General features: G+C 65.8%; 22 protein-coding genes. 21 read left to right on the top strand and 1 reads right to left on the bottom strand.

From position 1 onward, the window contains the following. Positions 1 to 220: 220 nt before the first annotated feature. The 3 genes from HOP59_RS12400 to sppA are packed head-to-tail and all read left to right on the top strand — an operon-like array spanning position 221 to position 2,979. Positions 221 to 1,168, top strand: coding sequence for an RluA family pseudouridine synthase (locus HOP59_RS12400; protein WP_234254143.1), 948 nt, complete (start codon positions 221 to 223; stop codon positions 1,166 to 1,168). 34 nt (positions 1,169 to 1,202) lie between these two features. Then, positions 1,203 to 1,856 carry an HAD family hydrolase gene (locus HOP59_RS12395; RefSeq protein WP_234254142.1) on the top strand — a complete coding sequence of 218 codons (654 nt, stop codon included), beginning with the start codon at positions 1,203 to 1,205 and terminating at the stop codon, positions 1,854 to 1,856. 19 nt (positions 1,857 to 1,875) lie between these two features. Beyond that, positions 1,876 to 2,979 (top strand): signal peptide peptidase SppA, encoded by a 1,104-nt coding sequence (sppA, locus tag HOP59_RS12390; protein ID WP_010627951.1) that lies wholly within the window; start codon positions 1,876 to 1,878, stop codon positions 2,977 to 2,979. On the opposite strand, the gene HOP59_RS12385 is transcribed toward sppA, so the two are convergent. Further along, positions 2,964 to 3,560: a Maf family protein gene (locus HOP59_RS12385; RefSeq protein WP_010627952.1), complete on the bottom strand. Its 597-nt coding sequence runs from the start codon at positions 3,558 to 3,560 to the stop codon at positions 2,964 to 2,966. The two genes, sppA and HOP59_RS12385, sit on opposite strands and share 16 nt — an antisense overlap. A 117-nt stretch (positions 3,561 to 3,677) precedes the next feature. Between HOP59_RS12385 and HOP59_RS12380 the strand changes: the two genes are divergently transcribed. The 18 genes from HOP59_RS12380 to HOP59_RS12295 all read left to right on the top strand — a co-directional run bounded on the left by HOP59_RS12380 (position 3,678) and on the right by HOP59_RS12295 (position 19,901). Beyond that, positions 3,678 to 4,205 carry a YceD family protein gene (locus HOP59_RS12380; RefSeq protein ID WP_010627953.1) on the top strand — a complete coding sequence of 176 codons (528 nt, stop codon included), beginning with the start codon at positions 3,678 to 3,680 and terminating at the stop codon, positions 4,203 to 4,205. A gap of 31 nt (positions 4,206 to 4,236) precedes the next feature. Beyond that, positions 4,237 to 4,407 (top strand): 50S ribosomal protein L32, encoded by a 171-nt coding sequence (gene rpmF / locus HOP59_RS12375; protein ID WP_010627954.1) that lies wholly within the window; start codon positions 4,237 to 4,239, stop codon positions 4,405 to 4,407. A 34-nt stretch (positions 4,408 to 4,441) separates the two neighbouring features. Continuing rightward, positions 4,442 to 5,455, top strand: coding sequence for a phosphate acyltransferase PlsX (plsX, locus tag HOP59_RS12370; RefSeq protein WP_338073333.1), 1,014 nt, complete (start codon positions 4,442 to 4,444; stop codon positions 5,453 to 5,455). A 25-nt stretch (positions 5,456 to 5,480) separates the two neighbouring features. Beyond that, positions 5,481 to 6,434, top strand: coding sequence for an ACP S-malonyltransferase (fabD, locus tag HOP59_RS12365; protein ID WP_234254140.1), 954 nt, complete (start codon positions 5,481 to 5,483; stop codon positions 6,432 to 6,434). 96 nt (positions 6,435 to 6,530) lie between these two features. Then, positions 6,531 to 7,274, top strand: a complete 744-nt coding sequence (gene fabG / locus HOP59_RS12360; protein WP_010627957.1) for a 3-oxoacyl-ACP reductase FabG — start codon at positions 6,531 to 6,533, stop codon at positions 7,272 to 7,274. A 122-nt stretch (positions 7,275 to 7,396) separates the two neighbouring features. Next, entirely contained in the window at positions 7,397 to 7,630 is a 234-nt protein-coding gene (acpP, locus tag HOP59_RS12355; protein ID WP_008956801.1) for an acyl carrier protein, read from the top strand. Positions 7,631 to 7,820: 190 nt separating this feature from the next. Continuing rightward, positions 7,821 to 9,062, top strand: coding sequence for a beta-ketoacyl-ACP synthase II (gene fabF, locus HOP59_RS12350; protein WP_234254295.1), 1,242 nt, complete (start codon positions 7,821 to 7,823; stop codon positions 9,060 to 9,062). 24 nt (positions 9,063 to 9,086) lie between these two features. After that, complete coding sequence (gene pabC, locus HOP59_RS12345; protein WP_010627959.1) at positions 9,087 to 9,908, top strand: aminodeoxychorismate lyase; 822 nt, start codon at positions 9,087 to 9,089, stop codon at positions 9,906 to 9,908. Between the two features lie 129 nt (positions 9,909 to 10,037). Next, positions 10,038 to 11,042, top strand: a complete 1,005-nt coding sequence (gene mltG / locus HOP59_RS12340; RefSeq protein ID WP_010627960.1) for an endolytic transglycosylase MltG — start codon at positions 10,038 to 10,040, stop codon at positions 11,040 to 11,042. Positions 11,043 to 11,095: 53 nt separating this feature from the next. Beyond that, the gene (tmk, locus tag HOP59_RS12335) at positions 11,096 to 11,749 is read left to right on the top strand and encodes a dTMP kinase (protein ID WP_010627961.1); all 654 of its coding nucleotides are present in this window, start codon (positions 11,096 to 11,098) and stop codon (positions 11,747 to 11,749) included. After that, positions 11,740 to 12,735 carry a DNA polymerase III subunit delta' gene (locus HOP59_RS12330; protein WP_234254139.1) on the top strand — a complete coding sequence of 332 codons (996 nt, stop codon included), beginning with the start codon at positions 11,740 to 11,742 and terminating at the stop codon, positions 12,733 to 12,735. The genes tmk and HOP59_RS12330 overlap by 10 nt, the downstream gene beginning before the upstream one ends. A gap of 39 nt (positions 12,736 to 12,774) precedes the next feature. Next, a complete protein-coding gene (locus tag HOP59_RS12325) occupies positions 12,775 to 13,110 on the top strand; it encodes a PilZ domain-containing protein (RefSeq protein ID WP_010627963.1) in 336 nt (111 codons plus the stop codon). 114 nt (positions 13,111 to 13,224) lie between these two features. Further along, the gene (locus HOP59_RS12320) at positions 13,225 to 14,070 is read left to right on the top strand and encodes a TatD family hydrolase (protein WP_234254138.1); all 846 of its coding nucleotides are present in this window, start codon (positions 13,225 to 13,227) and stop codon (positions 14,068 to 14,070) included. A 35-nt stretch (positions 14,071 to 14,105) separates the two neighbouring features. Further along, positions 14,106 to 14,663: a DUF1285 domain-containing protein gene (locus HOP59_RS12315; RefSeq protein WP_010627965.1), complete on the top strand. Its 558-nt coding sequence runs from the start codon at positions 14,106 to 14,108 to the stop codon at positions 14,661 to 14,663. After that, the gene (locus HOP59_RS12310; protein WP_234254137.1) at positions 14,660 to 16,867 is read left to right on the top strand and encodes an ATP-dependent helicase; all 2,208 of its coding nucleotides are present in this window, start codon (positions 14,660 to 14,662) and stop codon (positions 16,865 to 16,867) included. The genes HOP59_RS12315 and HOP59_RS12310 overlap by 4 nt, the downstream gene beginning before the upstream one ends. A 39-nt stretch (positions 16,868 to 16,906) precedes the next feature. Next, on the top strand, positions 16,907 to 17,743 hold the full coding sequence (locus HOP59_RS12305; protein WP_234254136.1) for a sulfurtransferase: 837 nt from the start codon (positions 16,907 to 16,909) through the stop codon (positions 17,741 to 17,743). An 80-nt stretch (positions 17,744 to 17,823) separates the two neighbouring features. Next, positions 17,824 to 18,801 (top strand): Gfo/Idh/MocA family oxidoreductase, encoded by a 978-nt coding sequence (locus tag HOP59_RS12300; RefSeq protein ID WP_234254135.1) that lies wholly within the window; start codon positions 17,824 to 17,826, stop codon positions 18,799 to 18,801. 11 nt (positions 18,802 to 18,812) lie between these two features. Then, a complete protein-coding gene (locus HOP59_RS12295; RefSeq protein WP_234254134.1) occupies positions 18,813 to 19,901 on the top strand; it encodes a DegT/DnrJ/EryC1/StrS family aminotransferase in 1,089 nt (362 codons plus the stop codon). The last annotated feature ends 13 nt before the right edge of the window (positions 19,902 to 19,914 follow it).

Genomic DNA, 19,914 nt, shown 5'->3' with positions numbered 1-19,914 from the left:
CGTCTATCACTCGTCGGCGGCGGGATCCATGTACAGGGATCGTCGCGGCCCGATTTCGTCGCTCCGGCCTGCGTGTCTGTCGTGCAGGCGCCATGGGACCGAAGGGATCCATCCGAGCGAGCTGGCAATATAGCAGTAATGGCAATTCGCAGCAATTGGCGCAGCGCATCGCCGAGTACGTTAGAATGCTGGCTCACAACGGATTTTCAGCAGGAGTGTCATGACCGAAGGTCGCGACGTACAGTGGGTGGAAGTGGGCGAAGGGCAGTCGGGCCAGCGGGTCGACAACTTTCTGATAACGCGCCTGAAAGGCGTGCCGCGAACCTTGGTCTACCGCATCGTGCGCAAGGGCGAGGTGCGGGTCAACAAGAAGCGGGTCAAGGCCGATTACCGCCTGCAGCCTGGCGACGTGGTGCGTATCCCGCCGCTGAAGCTGGCCCCGCGCGAGGCGGTCAAGCAGGTCAGCGAAGGGTTGCGCAACCTGCTGGCCGGCAGCGTGCTGGTGGAAGGTCCGGGCTGGCTGGTACTCAACAAGCCGGCCGGTCTGCCCGTGCACGGCGGCAGCGGCGTCAAGATCGGCCTGATCGAGGCCCTGCGCCAGGTGCGCGAGGATCTCGATTTTCTCGAGCTGGTGCACCGGCTCGATCGCGACACCTCCGGCTGCTTGCTGTTGGCCAAGTCGCGTCCGGCGCTGCTCGCCCTCAACGAGGCGCTCAAGGGTCACAAGATGGACAAGCGCTACCTGGCGCTGGTGGCGGGTCGCTGGCCCGCCCGGCGCGAGTTCGTCAGCGCCCGGCTCGACCGCTACGATGCCGGCAACGGCGAGCGCCGAGTACGGGTGGATGCGGCGGGCAAGGTCGCGCGCACCCGCTTTGCCGTGCGCGAGACGTTTCCCAAGGCGACCCTGATCGAAGCCGAGCCGGTCACCGGGCGTACCCATCAGATTCGCGTGCATGCCGCGCATGCAGGCTTTCCGCTGCTGGGTGACGACAAGTACGGCTCGCGTGAAGGTGAGGCGCTGGCGCGGCAGTTGGGCCTGTCGCGCCTGTTTCTGCATGCCGAGTCGCTGACCTTCCCCGAGCCGAGCAGCGGCCGGCCGGTGCAGATTCGTGCACCCCTGCCGGAAGAGCTCGAGGCGGTGCTGTCGCGCGCTCGCGAGTCCCATTGAGCACTGCCTCATCGATATCTGACGCGGAGTTTTCATGCGCTACCGACTGGTGATCTTCGACTGGGACGGAACCCTGATGGATTCCGCTGCCCGAATCGTTTCCAGCATGCAGGCGGCGGCGCGCGATGCCGGCTGGGGCCATCTCGAGGCGGCGGCGGTGCGCGATATCATCGGTCTGGGGCTTCCCGAGGCCATCGATCGCCTGTGCCCGGGGATCGATGCCGAGCGCTTCGAGCTGCTGCGTAGCCGTTATGTGCACTATTTCGTCGAGGCCGATGGCACGCCGATGACCTTCTTCGACGGCGTCGAATCCGGCATTGCCACGCTGAGCGAGCGGCACGAACGGCGGCTGGCCGTGGCCACCGGCAAGAGCCGGCGAGGGCTCGACCGGGTCTTTCGCGAAAGCGACAGCGGTCGTTGGTTCCACGCCAGTCGCACGGCGGACGAAACCCGCTCCAAGCCACACCCACAGATGCTCGAGGAGCTGCTGGTGGAGCTGGGCACGCCGGTGGAGGAGGCGGTGATGGTTGGGGACACCGAGTATGACCTGGAGATGGCGCGCGCCCTGGGCATGGATCGGGTCGCCGTCACCTGGGGGGTGCATGAGCCGGGACGGCTGGCGGCGAGTCGCCCTGTCTATACTGCCGGGACGGTAGGCGAACTGTTCGAATGGCTGAATCGCGAGTGATGAAAAGGAAGACGAGTCAATGAGCGACGACAAGCGGCAAGACGACGACAAGCGCCCGGAGCGCGAAGATCGCTGGACCGATGGGCCGCAGCTGACCCCCGAGCAGGCGCGCGAGGTGCGTCAGGCCAAGATCGAGAAGCCGGCGCCGCCTGCCGAAAGTGCCGAGGTGCTGCGTGAGCGGCAGCGTCTGGCGCAGCAGGAGATGCTCGATCGCTGGATCGGCGGCGTGCTGACGGAGCAGCGTCGTTCGCGGCGCTGGAAACTGTTCTTTCGCTTCTTCTTCGCCGCGCTGATCCTGGCCTCGTTGGCCACCAGCTTCTATAGCCTGTTCGGCGATGGTGCCCGCGAGCCCGAGCGACAGCATCTGGGCGTGGTAACCGTGCGTGGTGTGATCGATGGCGAATCCCCGGCCAGCGCCGAGCGCATCATCGAAGGGCTCAACCGTGCCTGGGATGCCGACAATGCCGCTGCCGTGGTGCTGCACATCGACAGTCCGGGAGGCAGTCCGGTGCAGTCCCAGCGGGTCTACCAGGAGATCATGCGGCTGCGTGAAGAGGGCGGCAAGCCGATCATCGCGGTAATCGAGGACGTCGGCGCCAGCGGTGCCTACTACATGGCGGCGGCCGCCGATGAGATCATCGCCGCGCCGGCAAGTCTGGTGGGGTCGATCGGGGTCATCTTCGCCAGCTTCGGCTTCGAGGAGGCGATCGACAATCTCGGGATCGAGCGGCGTATTTATGTCAGCGGCGAGAACAAGGGCTTCCTCGATCCATTCTCGCCGGTGCGGCCGGAGGAGCGCGAGTTCTGGCAGACGGTGATGGATACCACCCATGGCCAGTTCATCGAGGCGGTGCGGCTGGGCCGGGGCGATCGTCTGGTGGAGGATGAGCGCCTCTTCAGCGGTCTGATCTGGAGCGGTCAGCAGGCGTATGAGCTGGGTCTCATCGATGGGATCGGCAGCCTCGACGCCCTGAGTCGCGAGCTGTTTGGCGAGGTGCGCCTGCACGACTACACGCCGCGGCTGGATCCCTTCGAGCGGCTGACCCGTCAGTTTGGCCGGGTCGCCGCCGAGTGGATGGGCGTGCCCTCCAGTCGTTCGCCGGTGCGCTACCAGCTGCCCTGATCGCCCAGTGGGTCGAGGCCCGCTTCGCGCAGCAGGGCGCACAGGCGAATCAGTGGCAGACCGATGAGAGTGTTGGGGTCGTCGCCCTCGAGTTTTTCGAACAGGGCGACGCCCAGCCCTTCCATGCGAAAGCTGCCGGCGCTGTCCAGCGGTCGCTCGCGCTCCACGTAGCGAGCGATCTCGTCATCACTGAGGCGCCTGAACACCACGTCGTAACGCTCGTGACAGACCCGGTGGCTCGCCTGGCGGGTGTCGACCAGGGCCAGGCCGGTGAGAAAGGTGACCCGCTGACCGGAAAAGCGTGCGAGCTGAGCGCGGGCCGTGGCTTCGTCGCCAGGCTTGCCGAGAATCTCGCCGCCGAACACGGCGACCTGGTCAGAGCCGATGATGAGATGGTCGGGATACTGCTCGGCCACACGGCTGGCCTTGGCCAGAGCCAGGCGGTGCACCAGTGCTTGCGGCGTTTCGCCGGGACGTGGTGTTTCGTCGATATCGGGGCTGAGCCAGGCGTAGGGCAGGCCCAGGCGGTCGAGGAGTTGGCGGCGCCAGGGGGAGCCTGAGGCGAGAACGAGTCGTGGCATGGTGTGCTCCTGTGCTGGGTGATGCGAGCCGTTGGCGGGTTCGAAGAGAGAGGTATTGTAACTTGCTGACATGGCGTCTTTGACAGGGGCATGGGGAGTGCCTATCATTGCGCGCCTATGTTGACCTCACGACTTCCCAACAAGGTCGAGCCCTATCGGCTCGCCGCTCGTGCCGAAAGCCTCTCGGGGCTGATGGCGCTCGACCAGTTCGAGCGCCTTGCCGCCCAGGTGGGCGAGCAGACGGGCGACTGCCAGGTGTGGCTCGACTTCGGCATCGATGCCCAGGGGCGCCGTGAGATTCGCGGCCGTCTCGAGGCCGAGCTGCAGCTGCCCTGTCGGCGCTGCCTCGAGCCGCTGTCTCAGCGCGTCGAGAGCGAGTTCCTGCTGGGAATGGTCTCGAGCGATGCGCTGGCGGCGGAGCTGCCGAGCACCCACGAGCCGGTGCTGGTGGAAAACGAACAGCTGAACCTGCTGGAGGTGGTGGAGGATGAATTGATCCTCAGTCTGCCCCAGGTGGTTTACCACGACGAGGCGCATTGCCGTGTCTCGCGCGACCAGCTGAGCAGCGGCGAGGAGTTCGTGGAGAACGAGCCTGCTCCCGCGAGTCCTTTCGAGGTGCTGCGCCGCCTCAAGGACAAATCCTGATTGTTTATCGTCTCACTTCGGAGTGACACCCATGGCAGTTCAACAGAATCGTAAGACTCGTTCCAAGCGCGGCATGCGTCGTAGCCATGACGCCCTGAGCGCGCCGACCCTGTCTCAGGACAAGGAAACCGGCACCACTCACCTGCGTCACCACGTCTCCCCCGACGGTTTCTACCGCGGTCGCAAGGTCGTCGACGTCTAAGTCGACCCGCCTCGATGACCATCGGCACCTGAACGTGCGGATTGCCATCGATACGATGGGCGGAGATGCAGGCCCTGCCGCTGCCGTACAGGGGGCGGCTGCTGCCGTGCTGGCAAGGCCTGAATTGCAGGCCGATCTGTTCGGACCGGGCGATCGACTGTCAGACGAGCTCAAGAACCTGCCGCGGCACCTTGCCGCGGCCGGTTCGCATCTGTCCGTTCATCATGCACCGAGCCTGATTCGACAGGACCAGCGTCCCACCGACGCGCTTCGGCGCGGCGGCGATACGAGCATGGCGATGATGCTGAAGCATGTGGCCACTCAGGGCGCCGTTGCCGGTGTCAGTGCCGGTAACACCGGTGCGCTGATGGCGCTGGCCAGGCGCGAGCTGGGCACCGTGGCGGACATTCCACGTCCGGCCATCTGCACTGCCATACCCACTCGCGGCGATGGGCGCTGCTATCTGCTGGACCTGGGAGCCAACGTCGACGTCTCTGCGAAGCGGCTGGTTGACTTCGCACGCATGGGCGAAGTGATGGCGCGTCACGTGGACGGTATCGCCGCCCCGCGGGTGGCGCTACTCAACGTCGGCAGCGAGGGGACCAAGGGTAGCAACGCGGTGCGCGAAGCGGATGCGCTGCTGGCCGAAGTCGGTGCGTTGAACTATATCGGCTTTGTCGAGGGCGACGGTATCTTCGCCGGCTCGGCCGATGTGGTGGTATGCGATGGTTTCGTCGGCAATGCGGTGCTCAAGGCCAGCGAAGGCCTGGCGCGCATGCTGATCGAACGAGTACAGGCGACCTTCGACTCGCACTGGAGCAGTCGCCTGGTCGGAATGTTGGCGAGGCCGGCGTTGCGTCGGCTGAAGAGCGAGCTGGATCCGGTGCGTTACAATGGCGCCAGCCTGCTGGGCCTCGATGGCATTGTGATCAAGAGCCATGGCAGTGCCGATGCCACCGGCTTTTCCTATGCTGTGCTGCGGGCCGCGCAGGAGGTCAGTCGAGACCTGCCCGCCCGACTCGCTCTCGAGTTGGGCGGTCGCAACTGACAGCACTCAACAAATGGTGAACGACATGACTCAACCCCTTGCCCTCGTCTTTCCCGGGCAAGGCTCCCAGCAGGTAGGCATGCTGCGGGAGCTGGCCGAACGCTACAGCGTGGTGCGGACGACCTTCGAGGAGGCCGCCGATGCGCTGGGCTATGACCTGTGGAAGGTGGTCCAGGAGGGACCGGATGAGGCGCTCAATACCACCGCCTGCACCCAGCCTGCACTGCTGACGGCCAGCGTTGCCATCTGGCGTGTCTGGCAGGAGCTCGAGGGGCCTCGACCCGGTGCCATGGCAGGCCATAGCCTGGGTGAGTACAGCGCCATGGTCTGCGCCGGCGTAATGAGCTTCGCCGACGGTGTGCGTCTGGTACGTCTGCGCGGCGAAGCGATGCAGGAAGCGGTGCCGGCCGGGAGGGGGGCGATGGCCGCCATTCTCGGCCTCGACGATGCCATCGTTGAAACCGCCTGTGCCGAAGCGGCACAAAATGAGGTGGTGGCGGCGGTGAACTACAATTCCCCGGGGCAGGTGGTGATCGCCGGTGACAAGGCGGCCGTCGATCGTGCCATCGCCCTGTGTCAGGAGGCGGGAGCCAAGCGTGCCATGCCGCTGCCGGTTTCCGTACCTTCGCACTGCGATCTTATGCGCCCGGCGGCGGACCGCCTCAAGGCGGCCATGGCCGACCTCGACATGCGTGCGCCGCGCTACACCGTGTATCAGAACGTCGATGCCCAGGCGCATGCCGATGTCGAGACCCTGCGCACGCGTCTTGTCGAGCAGCTCTATCAGCCGGTGCGCTGGACGTCCTGCGTCGAGGCAATGGTGGCGGGTGGAGCCGAGGTCTTCATCGAGTGCGGTCCGGGCAAGGTGCTGACCGGGTTGGGCAAGCGTATCGCCAAGAGCAGCAAGGGCCTGGCGGTTAACGATCCCGACAGCCTCGAGGCGGCACTCGGCCTGGCGCGCGAGACGCTCGGGCAGTAAAGGCTGCGCGAACCGAAGGCCGGCGCAGAAGCGGCCTGAACGACAAGCAGGGGCAAGAGCCCCAGGATCCAACAGCATTCGGAGCGGGAACAGGTTATGACCAGCGAACGCAGAATCGCCCTGGTGACCGGCGCCAGTCGTGGCATCGGTCGGGCCATTGCCCATGAGCTCGGCCGTCAGGGGCGCGTGGTGATCGGAACGGCAACCACCGAGTCCGGCGCTGCCAAGATCGACGAAGATCTGCGCGCCCATGGTATCGAGGGGGCCGGCAGAGCCCTGGACGTCACCGATCAGGCCAGTGTCGATGCGCTGGTGAAGGCGATTACCGAGGAGTTCGGTGCGCCCACCATTCTGATCAACAACGCCGGCATCACCCGCGACAATCTGCTGATGCGGATGAAGGAAGAGGAGTGGGATTCGGTTCTCGATACCAATCTCAAGTCGGTCTATCGCGTCACCAAGGCGTGCCTGCGCGGCATGACCAAGGCCCGTTTCGGCCGTATCGTCAGCATCAGCTCGGTGGTGGCGACCATGGGCAATCTCGGCCAGACCAACTATGCTGCCGCCAAGGCGGGCATGGAGGGGTTCACCCGTGCGCTGGCGCGGGAAGTGGCGTCGCGGGCGATCACCGTCAATGCGGTGGCGCCGGGCTTCATCGCCACCGACATGACCAGCGCCCTGCCCGAGGAGCAGCATCAGGCGTTGATGACGCAGATCCCTCTGGCCCGCCTGGGCGAGCCCGAGGAAATTGCCGCTGCCGTCGGCTTTCTGACCAGCGAAGGCGCCGGCTACATTACCGGTGAAACGCTGCAGGTCAACGGCGGTATGAACATGCGTTGAAGCTCCTGCCTGTCGGCGGTTGCGCCGACAGGGGGGGGTCTATAAACTACCCGCAGCTTGAGTTTGCGGACCAATGGCTGGTCATCTGAACGGCTAACTTGAACGACTGGAGTACGTATAAAATGAGCACCATCGAAGAGCGCGTGAAGAAGGTTGTGGCCGAGCGCCTGAACGTCAAGGAAGAGGATATCCAGAACAGCTCCTCCTTCACCGAGGACCTTGGCGCTGATTCCCTGGATACCGTCGAGCTGGTCATGGCGCTCGAAGAGGAATTCGATACCGAAATTCCCGATGAGGAAGCCGAGAAGATCACCACCGTTCAGGAAGCCATCGATTACGTCAACGCCCATCAGTAAGAGGGCGCTAGTCGCCGCTTGCTGAGGTGTAGGGCCCCGTTCGCAAGGCCCTGAAAAGCCGTCCTGAGTCCCAGGACGGCTTTTTGCTTTACGTAAAGGCCGCGCTGCCCAAGCAGGGAGCATGTCCGGTATAATGCGCGCAAAGACGACCTGGGGAAGGGTCGTGTCATCAAGGTTGTCTGGAGGAATACTGATGGCTCGTAGAGTTGTGGTGACCGGGCTGGGGCTGGTCACGCCGGTGGGCAATACGGTCAAGGAGAGCTGGGAAAACATCCTGGCCAGCAAGAGCGGCATCGCTCCCATCCAGCATTTCGATGCTACCGGCTTCAACACCCGCTTCGGTGGCTCGGTCAAGAACTTCGACATCAGCCCGTACCTGAATCCCAAGGATGCGCGCAAGATGGACCTGTTCATCCAGTACGGGGTGGCGGCGGGCGCTCAGGCCATCAGCGATGCCGGCATCGAGTGCACCGAGGAGAACGCCGAGCGTATCGGCGTGGCCATCGGCTCCGGCATCGGCGGTCTGCCGATGATCGAGCAGAACCACAATGCGCTCAACAAGGGTGGTGCGCGTCGCGTTTCGCCGTTTTTCGTGCCCGGCTCTATCATCAACATGATTTCCGGCAACCTGGCCATCCAGCATGGTTTCAAGGGGCCGAACATCGCCATCACCACGGCCTGTACCACCGGTACCCACAATATCGGCTATAGCGCTCGCACCATCGCCTATGGCGATGCCGACGTGATGATCTGCGGCGGCGCCGAGATGGCCACCACCCCGCTGGGTCTGGGCGGGTTCTCCGCGGCTCGTGCCTTGTCGACGCGCAACGACGACCCGCAGGCCGCCAGCCGTCCTTGGGACCGCGACCGCGACGGCTTCGTGCTCTCCGACGGGGCCGGCATCCTGGTGCTCGAGGAGTATGAGCATGCCAAGGCGCGTGGCGCCCGCATCTACGCCGAGCTGACCGGTTTCGGCATGAGCGACGACGCTTTCCACATGACGGCACCGCCGGAGGACGGTAGCGGGGCTGCGCTCTCCATGCGCAACGCCATTCGCGACGCCGGTATCGACCCTTCGGCGGTCGACTACATCAATGCGCACGGTACCTCGACACCGGCAGGAGATCTGGCCGAGAGTCGTGCCATCAGGAAAGTGATGGGGGCGGCGGCCGATGGTGTCGCGGTAAGTTCCACCAAGTCGATGATCGGCCATTTGCTGGGTGCGGCCGGTGCCGTCGAGGCGGTGTTCTGCATCCTGGCCATCCGCGATCAGGTGGCTCCGCCGACGATCAATCTGGACAATCCCCAGGAAGGCTGCGACCTGGATTACGTGCCGCATACGGCCCGCGAGCGGAAGATCGACGTAGCGCTGTCGAATTCGTTCGGCTTCGGTGGCACCAACGGCACCCTGGTCTTCTCTCGGCTGCGCTGAGCCGGGGCGTCTCGAGCGAGTGACATGACCCGGCCGCAAACAGAGGCGTGGGTGCCGTCCGACGACCGCGGCCTAGCCTATGGCGACGGGTTGTTCGAGACGGTGCTGGTACGCGATGGGGCCCCGCTGCTGTGGCCGCAACATATGCAGCGGCTCGCCGAGGGCTGTCGCCGGCTCGGCATTCCCATGCCCGCGGCCGGCACGCTCGACGTGCTACCGGCCCAGGCCGGGCCGGCACTGAAGGTGCTCAAGCTGATAGTGACCCGAGGCGGGGGCGGGCGTGGCTACCAGACGCCCGCTGCGCCGGAGCCGCGCTTGCTGTGGCAGGCTACTGATTTCACGCCTCAGCCGCGACGCTGGTGGGAAGGCGTGAGGATTCGCCACTGTCGGCTGCAGTTGGGCATGCAGCCGCTGCTTGCCGGAATCAAGCATCTCAATCGGCTCGAGAACGTGATGGCCCGCCGTGAGTGGGACGATGCCGATATTGCCGAGGGGCTGCTCTGTGACAGCCAGGGCCAGCTGGTCGAGGCCACCAGCATGAACCTGTTCTGGCTTCGCCAGGGGCGCCTGGAAACGCCGCGATTGGACGCCTGTGGCGTGGCGGGAACGCTGCGCGCGGCGCTGATGCAGCGGTTGTCAATTGTCGAGGTCTCAGTAGGGCCGCAGGCGCTGGCGGATGCCGAGGCGGTGTGGCTCGGCAATTCGGTCCAGGGGCTCTGGCCGGTGGTGCGCCTCGATACCGCCGACGGCACCCCGCTGTATCGTTGGTCGCTGAGCAGCGTTCAACGTGATTTACAGAGGGAGGCTCATGCGCTGCTGGGTTATCCCACCGCTCCCGCGGACTGATCGGGATAAGCCGGCGAGCGCAGTCAGCTTCATGCCGCGCTTGGGCCGTACTTCGTGTATCAGGGCCTGCATCTCGAGGTCTGCGTATCGAGATCTGTATATAAGACTGGTAGGTAGTGAGGAAAGCGCATGCTGCGTTTGCTGAAGTTTTTGCTGGTTCTGCTGGTGGTGGCGGCCGTAGGGGTCTTTGCCGGCTATCGCTATTGGGAAAGCCGTCTCGCGGCACCTATTGCGGTGGAAGAGGACACGCTCTATGAAGTGCCGCGAGGTGCGGGCTACAACCGGGTAGTGACGGACCTGGCGGCGCGTGGCGTGATCGAGGACGAATGGGCATTTCGTCTGTTGACCCGTCTCGAGCCGGAGGCGATCCCGCGGCTGCGCAGCGGCGAGTATCTGCTCGAACCGGGCATGAGCGGACGCGAGCTGATCGAGCTGCTCGGCAGCGACCGGGTCGTGACCTATCCGCTGACGGTCCCGGAAGGGTGGACCTTCCGTCAGATGCGCGCTCGCCTCGATGCCGCTCCCAAGCTCGAGAACCTCACCCAGGGCCTCAGCGACGAGGAGGTCATGGCACTGCTGGAACGCGAGGGTCGCCACCCCGAGGGTTGGTTCTTCCCTGACACCTATCGCTACCACAAGGGCATGAGCGATCTCGATATCCTGCGTCAGGCGCTTGCGCGCATGGAGCAGGTGCTGGAGGAGGTATGGGAAGGGCGCAATGACGACCTGACCATAGAGTCTCCCTATGAGGCACTGATCATGGCCTCGCTCATCGAGCGTGAAACCGGTGCCCCCGAGGAGCGTCGCGAGATCGCCGGGGTGTTCAAGCGTCGCATGCAAACCGGCATGCGCCTGCAGACCGACCCTACGGTGATCTACGGCATGGGCGAGCGCTATGAAGGACGCATCACCCGTGCGGACCTGCAGGAAGCCACGCCCTACAATACCTACGTGATCAATGGCCTGCCGCCGACGCCCATCGCCATGCCCGGCCGTGCTTCGCTGGAGGCCGCCGTCGACCCGCTTCCCGGCGACACCTACTATTTCGTTTCGCGTGGCGATGGCACACACCACTTTTCACGTACGTTGCGTGAACACAACAATGCCGTGAACCGCTATATCCGCAATCGTTGAGAGGCGATTGCGCTATGCAGGGCGGAGCGCGGCAGGCGGCACAGGAGCCCCCAATGCGACAGCGTGGACGTTTCATCACCCTGGAGGGCGGCGAGGGCGTCGGCAAGTCGACCAACCTCGAATGGGTGGCCCAGTGGCTGACGGCCCGTGGCGTCGAGGTCGTGCGCACTCGCGAACCGGGTGGCACGCCGCGAGCCGAGGCCATTCGTGAGCTGCTGCTCTCGGCGAAGGCCGACGAACCTCTCGATGCCGATGCCGAGCTGCTATTGGTGTTTGCCGCCCGGGCCCAGCATCTGGCCCAGCGCATACGTCCTGCGCTCGAGCGTGGTGCCTGGGTGCTCTGCGACCGCTTCACCGATGCCACCTTTGCCTACCAGGGCGGCGGTCGCGGCATCGAGCCGGATCGTATCGCCGAGCTGGAGCGCTTCGTACAGCGCGGCCTCGAGCCCGATCTGACCCTGCTGCTCGACATGCCCGTCGCAGCCGCCCAGCGGCGCCTGCAAGGGCGCCTGGCGGCCAGCGGCGACAGCCGCGATCGCTTCGAACAGGAGCAGGCGACCTTCTTCGAAGCCGTGCGCCACGCCTATCTGGCGCGTGCCGCCGCGGCGCCTCAGCGCATGGCGGTGATTGATGCCGATGCGCCGCTGGCTACCGTGCAGGCGCGCCTCTCCGCCTGCCTGGAAGCGAGAGTGAGCGCATGGCTGTGAGCGATCCGGCGACTCCGCTGCCTTGGCATGCTCCGCTGTGGCGGCAGTTCCTCGCGCTGCATGGCAGCGGTCGATTGCCCCACGCCTTGCTGCTCTCGGGACCGCGCGGTGTCGGCAAGCAGCGCTTCGCCGAGGCGCTGCTTGGCTACCTGCTGTGCGCCTCGCCGGGCGAGACGGCCTGCGGCCAGTGCCATGGCTGCCATATGCTGGCGGCCGGCTATCATCCCGATCTGCTGCGGGTTTCACCGGAAGAGGGCAAGCGGCAGATTCGTATCGATCCGATCCGCGAGGTCAACGCTTTCGTCTCCCAGACCGCCCAGCAGGGCGGTCATCGGGTGATCGTGCTCTCGCCGGCTGAGGCGATGAACGTGGCGGCGGCCAATGCGCTGCTCAAGAGCCTGGAGGAGCCGGGCGCGCGCACCCAGTTCCTGCTGCTGGCCGATGTTCCCTCGCGCATGCTCGCCACCATTCGTTCCCGCTGTCAGCACTGGAGCCTGCCGCTGCCCGAGCACGAGCAGAGCATCGAGTGGCTGGCGAAGTCGCTGGGGGGGCGTGATGAAGCCGAGTTCTGGCTGCAGGTTGCGGGTGGCTTGCCGCTGCTCGCCGCCGAGCTGGCCACGCCCGACTCTCGGGCGCTGCGCAAGCAGCTGCACGAAACCTTCGATGCCCTGGTGCGTGGCGCCGAGCCGGTGGCGGAGGCTGCCCGTCTCGACCGTCAGTCCCTGGAATCGATACTATGGTACGGTATTGCCTGGCTCGAAGACTTGATTCGACTGGGCCTGTCGGGGGAGTCGGCGACAGTGCGCAATCCCGACCTCCTTCCGCTCTACCGTCAAGCGGTCAAGAATGCCCGGGTGCAGGACTGGTTCCGGCTGCTGGACTTCGCCCGAGAGCAGCGCCGCCTGCTGGCGGCGGGTGGCAATCCCAATCCTCAGCTGGTCCTCGAGGCCTGGCTGGTACGCTGGTCGACCCTGCTGCGCTCGTGAAGTAGGCTAACCTCGTGAAGTAGGGTAACGGAGAGATTCATGGCACCGCAGAAGGCCCTGTCGCTGACCATTCAGGACGAGCAGACCCTGCTCTCCGCCTACATGCCGCTGCTCGAACGCGGCGGCATTTTCATTCCGACCCGTGAGCGCTACGAGCTGGGCCAGGAAGTCTACCTGCTGCTGACCCTGCCCGGCGAAAGCGAGCGGGTGCCGGTGACCGGTCAGGTAGTGTGGGTGTCGCCCGACGGCGTGGCGGGGCGGCGGGTGCCGGGAATCGGCATCCACTTCAGCCCCGAGGATCATGTCGTGCGCGACCGTATCGAGACGCTGCTGGCCGGGCAACTGGACAAGGGTACGTCGAGCTACACGCTTTAAGCCGACCGTCGGACACCACGGTCAAGTCCGACTGCCGCCTGGGCTTACCGCAAGCGCTACATCTGGCGCAATCGCCAATCGCTCCTGCCATTCACTGGATGAGTTTTACACTGCATGTTCGTCGATTCCCACTGCCACCTGGACCGCCTCGATCCCACCACCCACAGCGGCAACCTTGCCGACGCCCTGGCCGCCGCTCGGGCCCGTGACGTCGGCCAGTTCCTCGCCGTTGCCGTCACGCTGGATGACATGCCGACACTTGCCGCCATTGCCCGCGAGCATGATGACGTGGCGATCTCTGCCGGCGTGCATCCACTGCACCTGCTGGAGCGTGAGCCGGAGATCGAGGCCATCAAGGAAGCCGCGGAGCGCTTCGGCGCGGTCGCCATCGGCGAGTGCGGTCTGGACTATCATTATCTCGACAAGACCCCTGACCGGGTGCCGTCGCGGGAGGTGCAGCGCGAGCGTTTCCGGCGTCAGCTGGTGGCCGCCACCGAGCTCGAACTGCCGGTGATCGTGCATACCCGCGATGCCCGCGAGGAGACGCTTGAGCTGATACGCGAGCACAGCGATCCGGCCATCGGCGGGGTGCTGCACTGTTTTACCGAGGATCTCGAGATGGCGCGGGAGGCGGTGCGTCACGGCTTCTACATCTCGCTGTCGGGTATCGTCACCTTCCGCAACGCCGAATCGCTGCGTGAAGTGGCGCGCCGGGTGCCCCTCGACCGACTGCTGATCGAGACCGACAGCCCCTACCTGGCGCCGGTGCCGTATCGCGGCAAGCCCAATGAGCCGGCCTGGGTGGTGGAGGTCGCCGAATGCATCGCCGAGGAGCGGGGCATCAGCGTCGAGGAGGTTGCCATGCAGACCACGGCCAACTTCTACCGCCTGTTCCGTGGTGCGGCGCCCGAGCCCAGCGACGAGACGCGCGATATCCTGACCCGAGCCGGCCTGGTGTAGCAGTAAGAGGGAGTTTCATGTCGAAGGGGGGGCGTATGAACCTGGACCCACTGCTCAATCACGTCGAGCCCGATGGCGACATTCCCCCGCTGGACCGCTGGCAGCCGGGGCAGGCAGGCGCAATGGACCTGGAGATCGCCGCCGACGGGCGCTGGTTCCACGAAGGCAGTGAAATGACGCGGCCGCGCCTGGTTCGCCTGCTCTCGACGCTGCTGCGGCGTGAGGAGGATGGCGAATACTATCTGGTCACGCCGGTGGAGAAGCAGCGCATTCGCGTGGTCGACCGCCCCTTCGTGGTGGTGGACGCCGACTATGACGATGCTGCGGGCTGCTGGTGGCTGACCACTCATGCCGGTGATCGCCTGCGGTTGGACGAAACGCATCGGCTGCGGCTCAGTGCTACTCCCGAGGGCGCGCAGGTGCCCGAAGTGCCGGTGCGCTTCGGTCTCGCGGCGCGCCTCGGGCGCAACGTCTATTACCGACTGGTGGAGGCCGCCGAGCAGCGCCCCAGGGGCGACGGCACCGTCGAACTCGGCCTGACCAGTGCCGGTAGCTGGCAGCCACTGGGCGAACTGCCCGCCGAGGCCTCGTGAGGCTGACCGCGGAGCAGCGTGCCGTCGTCGAACACGGTGCCGGACACGCCAGGGTATCGGCGGTGGCGGGTGCCGGCAAGACGACCACGCTGGTCGCCCGCGTGCTGCACCTGCTGGCACGAGGCGTCCCGGCGCAGCGCATCCTGGTACTGATGTTCAACCGCTCGGCCCGCGAGGACTTCCAGCGCAGGCTGTTCGAGATGGCACCCGCCGGGCAGCGGCTGCCCGACGTACGCACCTTCCACTCCCTCGGCCATCGCCTGACCCAGAGCCTGACCCGCTGGGGCGCGCTGGCCCCGCGCCGATTGATTTCCGCCGACTGGCAGGTGGAGCGTCTGCTGCGGCAGGCGACCCTGGAGGTGCTGGAGGATGGCGAGCGGCGCGACATGGCCCTCGAGGGCGATACCCTCGAGGCGCTGGCGCACTTCTGCGGTCTGGTGAAGGCCGAGATGCTGCCTGCCGCCACGCTGCTCGAACGGCTCGATCTCGACGAGGGCTGCGAGCACTTCGCCGCGGCCTTCGAGCGCGTCGAGGCGCTGCTTGCCGAGCATGGCCTGATGACCTACTCCGATCTGCTCTACCGTCCGCTGCGGGCGCTGGAAGCCGACTCTGCTCTGGTCGGAAGGGTGGAAGGTTATCTCGACCAGGCGATCATCGACGAATATCAGGACATCAACCAGGCCCAACTGCGCCTGTTGGCCATGCTGGCGGGGCGCAGCGCGGACGTCATGGCCGTGGGCGATGCCAACCAATGCATCTACGAATGGCGCGGTGCGCATCCCGACACCATGCGCGAGCACTTCAGCGCCACCTTTGGCGCGGCGACCGACTACCCGCTCTCGACCACCTTCCGCCATGGCCACTCGCTGGCGCTGCTGGCCAACCATGCCATTGCCGCCAACCGGCGTCGGCCCGATCAGCTGTGCCTGGCCGCTTCCGGCAATCCGACCACCGAGGTTGCCGTCGAGCAGGGCAAGGCAGCGCTGCTGGCGACCCTGGAGCGCTGGCGGCAGGGCGGCAGGGCGCTGAGTGAAGCGTGCCTGCTGGTGCGCAGCTGGGCGCTGTCGGTGCCCGTGCAACTGCAGCTGCTGCAGGCCGGTATTCCGTTCCGCCTGGCCCGCGAGGATCGCTTCGTCTTCCGTCTGCCGCTGGTGCAGGCGCTGGCAGGCTACCTGCGGCTCTCGCAAACGCCGGCGCTGCTGCACGACCCGGGTCACCTGTTGCGGCTGCTGGAGCAGCCGACCCCCTTCGTTGCCCGTGAGCGCCTGGCGGCATTGGCCCAGCGCCTGGCCCATACGCAGCAGTACCCCGAGCGGGACGACCCCCTGCTGGCTGGGCTCAAGCCGATGCAGCGCCGCAACCTGAAGCGGCGCTGGACGCTGCTGTGCGAGCTGCCACGTCTCGGCGCCTGGCACCCGGCCCGGCTGTTGGCGCACGTGGTCGATGCGCTGGATGCCGAAAAAGTGCTCAAGCGGGCCGCCGCAAGGCGTGAGAAGGGCGAAGAGGACGTGCGCCTACTTGATGTGCTGGTGGAGCAGGCCGGGGAGACCTCGGATATCGAGGCCTTCATCGAACTGCTCGAGCGGCCGGTCGAGAATCGCGACGACGGCATCCTGATCACTACCGTGCACGGCGCCAAGGGGCTCGAGTGGCCGCTGGTCGTGGTGGCCGGCGTCAACGAGGAGGACTTTCCACACTACAGTCGCGACAACCCCCTGTCGGCGGAACGGCTGGAAGAGGAGCGGCGGCTGTTCTACGTGGCCGTGACCCGGGCGCGGGAGCAGCTGTTGCTGCTGCACGACAGCGGCGATCATCGCCCCAGCCGTTTCATCGGCGAGACCCAGTGGCTTGAGTGCCGGCAGATCGCCGCCCGGCTGTCGGCGGCGCACGAAACGTCGTCTCCGCTCAGCGTGACGTCGCCTGCGCTGGTATCACGCTATCTCGCTGCCCTGGGCTGCGAAGGGATTGAGCTGGTGCCGCGCGAGCCCACGTTGGCTGAGCCCACTGCCGTCTATGCCGTTCAGCATTATCGCCCCGGGCTGCGGCTACGCCACGCGGTGTTCGGCGAGGGCGAGGTGGTGGTGGTGGAGGGCAATCCCGACGATCCGGTAATCGAGGTAAACTTCATTCAGGCCGGCCGGCGCCGGCTGCTGGCGTGTCGTGCTCCCATCGAGATATTGGCCGCCGAGACCGCTACTTCCTAGTTGGCCCAGGGAGCGCTAGCTGGCCCAAGGAGAACATGCATGAAACAGGTACTCATCGCCGCCACCGAGCTGGCGCAAGCGCTGGAAAAGGATGGGGCGCCGCAGGTATTCGATTGTCGCGCCAGGCTGGGCGACCTCGATGCCGGTCGCCGCCTGTGGGAGGCGGGCCACGTGCCGGGCAGCCTGCATCTCGACCTCGATCGCGATCTGGCTGCCGAGCCCGGGGCAGGGGGGCGCCATCCCTTGCCGTCTGCCGATGACTTTGCCGCCACTCTGCGCCGCCTGGGTGTGACCCCGCAGCGCCCCGTCGTGGTACTGGACGACATGGGCGGTCAGCTGGCAGCGGCGCGGGCGTGGTGGATGCTGGCCATTTGGGCCGGACACCCCGACGTGCGTGTGCTCGACGGTGGGCTGAAGGCCTGGCAGGAAGCGGGCGGAGAGCTGGTGCTTGGCCAGGAGCCGCTTCCCGAGCCGAGCCAGTGGCAGCCAGCCTTCGATGACGGCGCGCGTATCGCCGCCGACGAGGTGTTCTCGGGGCGCGAGCTCAAGGTGGATGCCCGCAGCGAGGAGCGCTTTCGCGGCGAGGCAGAGCCCATCGACCCGGTTGCCGGACACATACCGGGGGCGGTGTGTCGTCCCAGTGCCACCAATCTCGCCGACACCGGCCGCTTCAAGGCGCCCGAGGCGCTGGAGGCCGAGCTGCCGCGGGCCGAGGCCATCGTGGCCTACTGTGGTTCCGGGGTCACGGCCTGCCACAATATCCTTGCCTATGCCATTGCCGGACGTACCCTGCCACGACTCTATGCGGGCTCCTGGAGCGAGTGGGTTCGCGATCCGTCACGGCCTGTGGCCCGCTCAGGAAGAGGGAACGCTTGAATCCCCCCGCGGCTGGCGTGTAGCGTCGGCCGCTGGTTCAATGGAGATGACACAGAATGGAAATCTGGGGAGAGAACAATATGAACTTTGCGCTAATCGGCGCTGCAGGGTATATCGCGCCTCGCCACATGCAGGCGATCAAGGATACGGGACATGACCTTGTGGCAGCGTACGACATCAACGATTCGGTCGGCATCATCGACTCGATCTCGACCGACTGCTCGTTCTTTACCCAGTTCGAATACTTTCTCGAGCATGCCTGGCGGCTCAAACGGCAGCGCGAGAGGGCGGTCGACTACTGGGTAGTCTGCTCTCCCAATCACTTCCATAGCGCACATATCACGGCTGGGCTTCATCTCGGCTGTGACGTGATCTGCGAAAAGCCCCTGGTCTCGACCCCGGCCCAGCTCGATGAGCTGCGCTGCGTCGAACAGGAGACCGGGCGTCGCGTCTACAGCATCATGCAGTTGCGTCACCATCCGGCCATTCACGAACTCAGGGACAAGGTGATCGCCGAGCAGCGCGACGACCAGTATGAGGTCGAGCTGACCTACATCACTGCACGAGGCCCGTGGTATCTGGCCAGTTGGAAGGGCGATTCGCGCAAGTCGTTCGGTGTGATGGCGGAAATCGGCATTCACTTCTTCGACATGCTGCACGTGATCTTCGGCGAGCTGCAGCGCATGGTGCTGCACTACCATGACGAGCACAAGGCCGCCGGCTATCTCGAATACGAGAAGGCCAAGGTGCGTTGGTTCCTCTCCATCGATGCCGAGGATCTGCCCGAACGCGTGCGTGGCCAGCACTCCACCTACCGCAGCATCAGCTGCGACGGCGAAGAGTTCGAGTTCTCCAGTGGGTTCACCGACCTGCACACCGTGAGTTACCGCGAGATTCTCTCCGGTCGCGGCTTCGGCATCGAGACCGTACGGCACTGCCTGGAAACCGTTTATCAGTTGGGTCAGGCGACTCCGGAGGCGCCGAGCGAAGGCGAGGCCCATCCCCAGCTTTCCCGTATCGTCCCGGCCCGTGCGGCCGGTGCAACGGCACAGGGTTGAGGGGGCTGCCGGTGAACTTCATCGATCTTGCCGCGCAGCAGGCGCGCATCAAACCGCAACTGGACGCCGCCATTCAGGGCGTGCTGGCGCATGGCCGTTACGTGATGGGACCCGAGGTGGCCGAGCTGGAGCGCCGCCTGGCCGACTATGTCGGCGTGGCCCACTGCATCGGCTGTGCCAACGGCACCGACGCGTTGCAGATCGCCCTGATGGCGCTCGATATCGGCCCGGGAGACGACGTGATCGTGCCCGGCTTCACCTTCATCGCCAGCGCTGAGAGCGTGGTGCTGGCCGGTGCCAGGCCGGTCTACGTCGATATCGATCCCCGCACCTACCTGATCGACCTCGAGAGTGTCGAGGCGGCGATTACGCCGCGTACCCGAGCCATCATGCCGGTGTCCATGTTCGGCCAGTGCGCCGACATGGAGGCCATCGGGGCGCTGGCGAGCAAGCACGACCTGGCGGTGGTGGAGGATGCTGCGCAGAGCTTCGGCGCCACGCGCCACGGACGACGCTCCTGCGGCCTGTCGCATATCGCCTGTACCAGCTTCTTCCCCAGCAAGCCCCTCGGCGCCTACGGCGACGGTGGCGCGGTGTTCACCGACGACGCCGAGCTGGCCGAGAAGGTGCGTCTCGTCGCCCGTCATGGTGAGGCGCGCCGCTATCATCATACCCGGCTTGGTATGAACAGCCGCCTGGACACCCTCCAGGCCGCCGTTCTGCTGGCCAAGCTCGAGCTGTTCGACGATGAGGTGGCGCTCCGGCAGCAGGTGGCCGAGCGCTACGCTGCGCTGCTGGCCGAGTCCGGCGTCGTCAATGCGCCTTGCGTGGCGCCCGGCAACACCAGCGTGCATGCGCAGTACAGCATTCGCGTGCCAGGGCGCGACGACGTCCAGGCGAAGCTTGCCGATGCCGGAATCCCCACCGCGGTGCACTATCCGCTGCCGCTCAACCACCAGCCCGCCGTGGCCGATCCCGACTGCAGCTTGCCGGTCACCGAGACGGTGTGTCAGGAGATTCTGAGCCTGCCGATGCACCCCTACCTCGAGGCGGAACAGCAGCGGCAGGTGGTGGAGGCGCTGGTGAAAGTGCTGGGTTGAAGAGATAGGACAG

Origin of the sequence: Billgrantia aerodenitrificans, assembly GCF_021404405.1 — a bacterium.
Taxonomy (GTDB): domain Bacteria; phylum Pseudomonadota; class Gammaproteobacteria; order Pseudomonadales; family Halomonadaceae; genus Halomonas; species Halomonas aerodenitrificans.
Note: the sequence above shows the minus strand (reverse complement) of the source record. Positions and strands in the feature narration are given on the sequence as shown.